The sequence below is a fragment of the Aequorivita capsosiphonis DSM 23843 genome (genome assembly GCF_000429125.1).
GTDB classification, from domain to species: domain Bacteria; phylum Bacteroidota; class Bacteroidia; order Flavobacteriales; family Flavobacteriaceae; genus Aequorivita; species Aequorivita capsosiphonis.
The window spans coordinates 1-1,072 of record NZ_AUBG01000030.1; the positions used below are offsets into that span (position 1 = coordinate 1).

General features: G+C 35.6%; 1 protein-coding gene. It reads left to right on the forward strand.

Annotation, left to right across the window (positions count from 1 at the left end; genetic code table 11):
• Positions 1-201, forward strand: a 201-nt coding sequence (locus tag G440_RS20140) for a T9SS type A sorting domain-containing protein (RefSeq protein WP_034259762.1), incomplete at its 5' end; no start/stop codon positions are given.
• Between the last annotated feature and the right edge of the window lie 871 nt (positions 202-1,072).

Consider the following 1,072-nt stretch of genomic DNA (forward strand, 5'->3'; position numbering starts at 1 on the left):
GTTAAAGATCAGTTGACCCTGAATGCAAGCGCACCAATTGAGCAAGTTGATGTGTACAACCTCATCGGTCAAAAGGTCATTCAAAAGCAACCAAATGCTTTAGAGGCAAACATGGCTACTCACCAATTACAAGCTGGAGTTTATTTGATGAGCGTCACCATTGACGGTAGTCAGAAAACCTTTAGAGTGGTGAAAGAGTAAGTTTTACAAATCCCCAATTGGGATATTTATCCCCATCTGCATGATTTTATGTAGGTGGGGATAATTTTTTGTGGTAAGAAGTGGGTTAAATCTAAAAATTCTCCGATGGCTCTGCCTCGGGGTTTCCGATTTACCTCTCCTTGGGAGAGGTCGAAACTGCCTTTTTCGGCAGTTTCGGGTGAGGATAAATACCTCTAGGTTCTGCCTCGTGGATAGTCGATTTTAAGAAATTTTTTATTTAGATCCTATTTTGTTTATTCTGTTTGGAAGAACTTAATAGATAACTTGCGTTGGTTTATCCTTTTAAACAAGTCGATAAGCATTTCGTTCTTCTATAGGTTGAGCTCTTTAAAGCTTTTTAAGACGGGCAGTCATTCCTTCCCCAAATTTTAAAATTACTAAATCAACTTAACAAAATTTTAAGGAATACGTACCGAATACTAAGTCATACCTACCGAATACTAAGTTATTGCTACCGAATACTCAGTCTCCGTAATCATTAAGTCTAATTTATGATAGTTTTAAATGATTTAATGAAATTTTAGATTATCTCATTATTGTTGAGTCAAAGTGATTTATAATTTATATTTTTAACAATTCATTAAGGGAAAAAGTTGGAGTTTCCTTTCCAGTTTGGATAAAACCTTCGACATAACTAAACAACCATTTTATTTATGAAAAACAGAACTACAATTTTAACTTCCCAGCGATTTTCGCTGAAGAAAACCTTGCTGCTGCTGACGCTGCTGCTTGGAACAGCTTTTGTCTGGCAGGCGTGTTCGTTAAGGCACATAGTTTACAAAGTTAAAGTCACATGCTTTACACTAGATTCTGACTTAGTCTAATTGATACTTGTTTATCTCTTATTTTA